Genomic DNA, 6,000 nt, shown 5'->3' with positions numbered 1-6,000 from the left:
CGACGGACCCTTCTTCAGGAGCACCACAACCTGTGACGCCGCATGCGCTCAGAAGCCACCGAGCGAGCGCATGTGGCGCTCGCCGCCCGGAGCGGCCGCCCTCGTCGGTCAGGGGCAATTCCAAATCGAGTTCTTGGAGCCGATGCCCCCGCTCGGCGGCGCGGGGCAAGTCCCAACGAGGCGCGCCCGCTTGACGACCGACCTCCCCGGGATCCTGCCCAGCGATCCGCCCACCCGGTTCTCGCAGGAGCTCGTGCTGGAAGGCATTCGTCCGACGGGGAGCATCGCCAACACACCGACGAACATCGCCGAGAAGGCCTTCGTGTCGGAGGTCTCGCTCGAAGGAAGCGGCGGCGCGCGCACCGTGCAGCTCGTCCTAGACATCGACGTCCGAGGACGCGTCAACAACGTGTTCCTACGCACGAGCCACCGTCGCGAGGATGACAGCGGCATTCTCCTCACCTCGATCTTCACGAACCTCACGCCGGGCGCGAGGCCGGTCGCGCCGAGGCCGGCTGAAGAGGAGTGCTGGGTCGATCACGTTGGCGATCGCTGCCCGTCTGCGGAGCGTGAGCGCATCCCGTGACCGACCACTAAGGGATGACCGTGTACACGTACCGGTCGTAGCGGTTGATGTGTGTGGCGAAGTAAGCGCGGACCGCCGCAGGGTAGCTCGCCTCGCCGGGGCGTGACTTGACGACGACCAGCGTGTCGGCGCCAGCGTCGCCGCTGGGGCGCGCGTAAAACACAATCAGCGGCGGCTCCGACACGGCGGACTCGAAGAAGCTCTTGAAGAACAAGCCTCCGCCGTCGGACGCGGAGCGTTTCAGCGTCGCGTTGTTGTTCGAAAACGAGATCACGCCGAGCTCTTTCCCGTTCTCTTCGGCGACGAACTCCCGCATCGGCGTCGGAGGTGTGGAGTCTGGCCAACGCGGCACGCTGCCGAGGCTGAAGCGACGTGCCTCGAGCTTCTCCTTCAGCAACAACTTCCACGCGCTGTCGGTTGGGCCAAATCGATGGGATTCGAGCGGCCCGCGCTCGTTTCCCTTCCGCGGCGCGTGGATGCTCTCGTCGAAGCCTTTCTCGGGGTGGAGCGCGGCCCACTCTTGTTTGAAGTCGGCGGCGCTCTTGCCCTCTGCCTCGACCTTCAACGTGACCCCGGTGCTCGTGACCTCGAGCAACGCAAGCTGCTTGTTGTTGTGGCTGATGATGTGGCGCGAGACGCCCGGCGCCCATACCGCGTCGTCGAGCGCTCTTGGTGTTCGGGCTAGACCGGCGCTCGCGTCGCTCGAGGTCTCGACGCGCTTGCCTGCGTCGCTCGACGCCGCCGCCGACCCCGTCGCGGCGGTTGCCACCGGCGCCGCTGGTTGCGCCGGCTCCGACTTGCTGCAGCCCAAAAGGATTATGCCCGCCGCTGCCCACCAAGATGCCAATCGCATGGTGCGCAGGATACACAAGGACCAGCGCGAGGCCCGTGGAGTGCTGTCGAGCGCGTCACCGCGTCCCATCGCCCTTGCCGGCGGGCCGTCGCGACTCGAGCGTCGACTCGAACTGGTTCAAGACACCGAGCAGCCGCTTGCCCTCCGCCTCGTCGATCGACCCCGCCTTCAAGAAGCGCCTTACGAGCGCGAGATACATTCGACACTCGGCGACCGAGGCACCGTCGGGCGGGACGTCGTGCTTGAGGAAGTGCGCGAGCCGGAGGTAGGCATCGGCACCGGGCGCGGCGCCTCGGGGCCCCGACAGCACGAAGCGCCACGCCTCGTCGCGTGAGGTCACGCGCTCGAGGGCGGCGGCGAAGTGCTCGGCGGCGCGCCGGCGAGCGTTCGCCACCTGGTTAGCGTTGGGCGGCTTCCTCACGGTCGGCAATGCTAGCCAAAGTGGGAGCACGCCGCGCCCGGGGTGTCTTCGGGAGCGAAACGACCATTTACGTTTCGCTTACGGTCCTCGCCCGTCCGTTTGAGCATGAGCAACTCTTCCAAGTGGACTGGGGTCGTCATGGGAGCGGCGCTGACGCTCCTGTTCGCGTGTCGCACAAACAAAGCTGAGAACGGGGCCCCGACGCCCACGGACACGAAGCTCGCGCCAACAGAGGTCCCGACGACGGCGCCTACCGAGCCGATCACGTTCGTGGAGGCCCTGTGCGCCGCGGCTCGCAGCGGCAACGCGGCCTACGTGAAAGAGCACGCGCAGCTCCCGTTGCAGTACCACCTGAAGACGAGCCCCGACAAATGCGGCGGCACCACCGGCAAGCGCTGCTCGAACTCGGTCGGCATGCTCCGCGACGCGGAGGGGCTTGGGATCGTCTGCGAAGGGCTCGAGGGCATCGATCCCGCGAAGTCCGACGCCACGAGGAAGGCCAAGCTCGCCGCGACCCTCGAAAGAGGTATCAACGACTTCAAGCTCCCCGTCAGCAACGGCGAGAAGGACACTGTCTTCGTGATCGGCCGCGTCGAAGGTCGCCTCAAGCTCACGGACCTCAAGGCCCCAGAGCGAGGGAGCGCGCGCGTCGGGGACGGATACAAAGCGCACTGAGCTCGCGCCTCCCCGACGGCGACGCGACCGACAGGTCCCGAGGCACGCGATGCAAAGGGTCTTGTTCCTGGCGCTGCGGCGTGACGACCTTGCAATCCCATTCACGAGCTGGCCTCCTTGCGACCATGCATCCTCTCGCTCTTCGTGGCTCGTCGCTCGTCCTTACCTCCACCATCATCGGGCTCGGAACGGTGTTCGCGGCGTGCGGGGACGCCACCACAGACCCGGCCGTCGCCAGCGACGCGAGCGCGCCGCAAGGGAATGACGCGTCCGCCGCCGAGCCCGCGGACGCTGCGATGGTCGACGCGTCGCTCGTTGTAGACGGCGGGAGCGAGGGCGGTTCCTCCGACGCGGGCGGCGATGCGGACGCGACTCTCGACGCGGCGCTTGATGCGAGCGCCGACGGCGCGGACGCGTCCGATGCGGCCACTTGTCCACCTTTCCTTGCCGCGAGTGTCACGGCGTCGCACGATCTCCTTGGCGGCGTTTGCGCGATTGATCTCGCCGGTGACCTTTACTGTTGGGATCTCGATCGCGCGTTTCCTGGCAAAAACCCGTCCCATCTCTATGCGCCGACCAAGGTGACGGGAATCGCCGACGCGAAGAGTGTCGCCTTCGGTCGCTCCTCGGTCTTCGTCGTCCTCGGTGACGGCAGTGTGCAAGCCTGGGGTGACAACGACTGCGGGCAGCTTGGCGACGGCACGAAGACCGCGCGCGCGACCCTTGGCGCCGTGAGCGGGCTCACGCAGGCGAAGCAAGTCGTCGGCTCGCAATACGGCTCGATGTTCGTCATCAACCAGGACGGCTCGGCGGCGTCGTGGGGCGACGTCAACCTGGGCACATGCGCGCTGGATTCGAAGCAGTGGACGCCGACCCCCTTCCTCGTAGCGGGCGTGTCGCCGCTGGCGGTGGCGATGCCCTCCACGCGCGGGTGCGCGCTTCTCCCAGACAAGAGCGTCGCCTGCTGGATCGGCGCGCTCACGTACACGGCGAGCGCGCCGGCGGGATACCGGCCGGCGACGACGACGGCGATTTCCGGGCTCTCGGACGTGGCCCAGGTGGGACCCTACGAAGGCAATCCGGCGCCGGGCGTCGACGCCTGCGCTCGCAAGAATGACGGCACCATCTCGTGCTGGCTCGGGACCGGCGCAGCGAGCGCCGTGAGCGCCTTCGGAAGTTCCGTCGCCTCGCTCGCGAGCGGCTGGCGCAACGCTTGTGCCCTGCGCACCGACGGCTCTCTCCATTGTTGGGGCCCGAACAGTGCGGACTTCGAGGGCGTCGTTGGTGATGGCACGGACATCGATCGAGCATCGCCCGTCCCGTTGACGAGCTTCGGCACCGACGTGGCGCAAGTGAGCGTGGGCATGCGCACCGCGTGCGCCATCAAGAAGGACAAGACCTTGTGGTGCTGGGGCTATCGACCGGGCACGGGGACTAACGGCATCGAGCGCAGCCCCGTCCCGATTCAGCGGTGTCTCTAATTCGCGACAGCGGAGCGCGCCTCGACGGTCGCTTCACGATGTGCCAAGAACGCCCCATGAAGCAGGCCTTTCTAGCGCGTCTTGGTCTTGTGACAGCCACGGCCTTCACCGCGCTCTTGGCGTGCAGCTCCGACTCCGCAACCGGTCCTGCATCCGGTCCGAAAACCGGTTCGGCGAACGCCGGCAGCTCCGCGGACTCGGCCTGCGAGGGCGCGAAGAAGCGAGCCCTCGAGTGTGATCCCGATGGCGGAACGCTGCGGCCCCGGGTTGGCGAACAGGATTGCCTCGCGGCGAGGTGCATGTGGGCGAACTTCAGGGACGCTCCATCCATCTCGGAGAGCATGGCCACGCGCGACTGCAAGAAGGACATCGACGACTTCATCGACCTGTCCGTTCAAGGACACATCAACGAGGCTGGCGTTCGAGACTTCATCTCCGCGTGCCAGTCCAAGGCGGCCAAGTCTCCTGCCGAGGGAGGGTGCAACGACCCCGGCAAGAACAGCTTCACCGGACACTGCGACTACTTCTCCGCGATGAACGACGCGGCTCGAAGCAGCTTCAGCGGTTGCCTCAGCAAGCCGAACTGCGGCGAGTTTCAGGCTTGCTACAACGCGATCATGAGCGTGTGCGGCAACTGGCGGTGACCCGCGCGCCGCGAAGTGGAACGCGTTGCCTGATGCAACCGAGCGGCACCGGCGTCTGTCAGCGCTGACTCGGCGCGCGCGACGGCCATCGGACGCTCAGCGCTCAGCTACTCGTCTTGCGACTTCGGGGTTGGCTCTTCGGTCGGGGCCGCATCAGATGAAGCGGCGGTAGCCTCGCCAGCGGCAGGCTCGAAACGCTTGCCATCGATGGCGCGGACAGCGCGCTCGCGCTCGAGCCGCTCGCGATCCTTCTCGGCCTGCGTCCGTCCGTGTCGGATGCGATTGATCTCGGCTTGCTTAGCCTTCGCTTCGCGCAGCTTCTTCTTTCGGAAGCGATTCAGGTTGACGACGTTGCCGGCCATCGACCGTATAAGGGTGCCACGCCGGGGACCGCCTTGGCCATTTGCGCGTTGCCGCGGTAGCAAGGTGCAGCGACCTACAGAGCGACCACAAGTCCGATCGAGACGAGGATCGCGAGCGCGCTGAAGGAGGACGCCTTTGGCGCGGCGAGCGGACTCGACTGGGACTCCCAGCGTGAGCCCGCGATGGGCAGGTCGAGCTCGGGGGTGAAGGAAAGCGCGACGTCCTTGGAGCCAAGGAGCAAGGACGGCGAGAGCGACATTGCGAGGCCGAGGTAATGCGCCGTCGACGAGCTCAAGGTCGACTGCGCAAGACCCTTGTTGTAGCTCGACCACTCGACGCGCGAGGCGACGTACGTGAGCGGCAACTGAGCCTTCAGCCAGAGACCAGCGACGCTTGAGAGCGGGAGGAAATACCCGACGCGTGGCGCCGCACCACCGACCCAGTTGTCTCGCACGGCGCTCACGTAGGAGTGTTCTGTGGCCTCGCTCGAGTGCCACAGGATCGGCGCGACGCCGAGCGTGAGTCCGTGGCTCAAGCGAACGTCCGCTGCCAATCGCGGCGCGCGCACCGCGATGACCGCCGCCGGGGCGTCGACCGCCATGACGCCGCGAAGACCGTCGCTCCAGCGCGCGCTCGTTTCGGAGCCGTCGAGCGAGCGCTCCGAGGCGCGGTCCGCGCCGTATGCGAACCCGCGTTCGAGCGACGGGAGCACGTGCCGACTTGCGGCGAGCTCATCGTCCCCTGATCGTGGCGTCGCGGCCGGACCGGACTCAGCGAAGGCCAGTGTCGGCGCAGCGCAGAGAACGCCGAAGATTGCGAGGGATGCGAAACGAGCGAACACGGTTGTCCGCGCCCGCGAGCAAGAGCTGCCCTCCCCTGTGTGGCGTGTCTCCGCGGACCCGGACCGGCCGCGCGGCCCCGCCGCCGGGTCTTGGCGACCCGCCACCGCCCCGCCCCGCCCGCGCGCCCCGCCCCCC

The 6,000-nt window shown here is 67.5% G+C and carries 8 protein-coding genes; 4 read left to right on the top strand and 4 right to left on the bottom strand.

What is annotated here, in order from left to right; genetic code table 11:
• Positions 1-70 precede the first annotated feature (70 nt).
• Positions 71-586 carry a hypothetical protein gene (locus tag IPG50_28555; GenBank protein MBK6696116.1) on the top strand — a complete coding sequence of 172 codons (516 nt, stop codon included), beginning with the start codon at positions 71-73 and terminating at the stop codon, positions 584-586.
• 7 nt (positions 587-593) lie between these two features.
• Here IPG50_28555 and IPG50_28550 read toward each other — a convergent pair whose 3' ends face one another.
• Positions 594-1,439: a hypothetical protein gene (locus tag IPG50_28550; GenBank protein ID MBK6696115.1), complete on the bottom strand. Its 846-nt coding sequence runs from the start codon at positions 1,437-1,439 to the stop codon at positions 594-596.
• Between the two features lie 55 nt (positions 1,440-1,494).
• Entirely contained in the window at positions 1,495-1,860 is a 366-nt protein-coding gene (locus tag IPG50_28545; GenBank protein MBK6696114.1) for a hypothetical protein, read from the bottom strand.
• A gap of 105 nt (positions 1,861-1,965) precedes the next feature.
• On the opposite strand from IPG50_28545, the gene IPG50_28540 reads away from it, so the two are divergent.
• The 3 genes from IPG50_28540 to IPG50_28530 all read left to right on the top strand — a co-directional run bounded on the left by IPG50_28540 (position 1,966) and on the right by IPG50_28530 (position 4,660).
• A complete protein-coding gene (locus IPG50_28540) occupies positions 1,966-2,535 on the top strand; it encodes a hypothetical protein (GenBank protein ID MBK6696113.1) in 570 nt (189 codons plus the stop codon).
• 125 nt (positions 2,536-2,660) lie between these two features.
• Positions 2,661-4,016, top strand: a complete 1,356-nt coding sequence (locus IPG50_28535) for a hypothetical protein (protein MBK6696112.1) — start codon at positions 2,661-2,663, stop codon at positions 4,014-4,016.
• Between the two features lie 56 nt (positions 4,017-4,072).
• Positions 4,073-4,660, top strand: coding sequence for a hypothetical protein (locus tag IPG50_28530; GenBank protein ID MBK6696111.1), 588 nt, complete (start codon positions 4,073-4,075; stop codon positions 4,658-4,660).
• 107 nt (positions 4,661-4,767) lie between these two features.
• On the opposite strand, the gene IPG50_28525 is transcribed toward IPG50_28530, so the two are convergent.
• Together IPG50_28525 and IPG50_28520 are read right to left on the bottom strand one after the other, a co-directional pair.
• Positions 4,768-5,022, bottom strand: coding sequence for a DUF4169 family protein (locus IPG50_28525; GenBank protein ID MBK6696110.1), 255 nt, complete (start codon positions 5,020-5,022; stop codon positions 4,768-4,770).
• A gap of 74 nt (positions 5,023-5,096) precedes the next feature.
• The gene (locus tag IPG50_28520; GenBank protein ID MBK6696109.1) at positions 5,097-5,735 is read right to left on the bottom strand and encodes a hypothetical protein; all 639 of its coding nucleotides are present in this window, start codon (positions 5,733-5,735) and stop codon (positions 5,097-5,099) included.
• Positions 5,736-6,000: the final 265 nt, after the last annotated feature.

This window comes from Myxococcales bacterium (assembly GCA_016703425.1).
Lineage (GTDB): Bacteria > Myxococcota_A > Polyangia > Polyangiales > Polyangiaceae > JADJCA01.
This window is presented reverse-complemented; position numbering and strand designations above follow the sequence as displayed.

Excerpts from the sequence above, each read along its gene's own strand:
- IPG50_28550 (MBK6696115.1), bottom strand. The coding sequence starts at position 1,439 with ATGCGATTGGCATCTTGGTGGGCAGCGGCGGGCATAATCCTTTTGGGC.
- IPG50_28535 (MBK6696112.1), top strand. The coding sequence starts at position 2,661 with ATGCATCCTCTCGCTCTTCGTGGCTCGTCGCTCGTCCTTACCTCCACC.
- IPG50_28555 (MBK6696116.1), top strand. The coding sequence starts at position 71 with ATGTGGCGCTCGCCGCCCGGAGCGGCCGCCCTCGTCGGTCAGGGGCAA.
- IPG50_28525 (MBK6696110.1), bottom strand. The coding sequence starts at position 5,022 with ATGGCCGGCAACGTCGTCAACCTGAATCGCTTCCGAAAGAAGAAGCTG.
- IPG50_28540 (MBK6696113.1), top strand. The coding sequence starts at position 1,966 with ATGAGCAACTCTTCCAAGTGGACTGGGGTCGTCATGGGAGCGGCGCTG.
- IPG50_28530 (MBK6696111.1), top strand. The coding sequence starts at position 4,073 with ATGAAGCAGGCCTTTCTAGCGCGTCTTGGTCTTGTGACAGCCACGGCC.